The following is a 464-nucleotide window of genomic DNA, read 5'->3' on the forward strand; positions in this document are numbered from 1 at the left end:
GCGATGAAACGGAGTTCGCTAAAAAATCCGTCTTGCTGGATAAGATTAAGGCCGGTGCACGGGCAGGCCGCTACCGTCTGGTCTATTTTGATGAAGCCGGTTTTGCCGCCTCTCCGCCGGTGCAATATGGATGGAGTCCACGGGGTAAACCCCATGAAACTGAGCCTCAACACCATGACAGACGGTCAGTTCTGGGGGCGTTAAATTACACGGACAACACGCTGTTTTACCAGGCAACATCAGGCAGTATCACACGAGCTGATGTGATTGATTTTTTAGAGCAGGTCGCCAAACAAGGGGACAACCGCCTGACATTTTTAGTGTTGGATAATGCGCGTATCCATCATGGGATAGAGAAAAAAATCAGAAATCGCTGGTTACGAGAACACAACCTGCTTTTATTTTATCTTCCTGCCTACAGCCCAGAGCTGAATCTGATTGAAATCATCTGGAAACAAGCCAAA

At 48.1% G+C, this 464-nt stretch carries 1 protein-coding gene; it reads left to right on the forward strand.

What is annotated here, in order from left to right:
* Positions 1-464: IS630 family transposase (locus NXS07_RS20815; protein WP_258087609.1), on the forward strand; the 464-nt coding region annotated here is incomplete at both ends.

It is taken from the genome of Xenorhabdus bovienii, assembly GCF_024721015.1.
Classification (GTDB): domain Bacteria; phylum Pseudomonadota; class Gammaproteobacteria; order Enterobacterales; family Enterobacteriaceae; genus Xenorhabdus; species Xenorhabdus bovienii.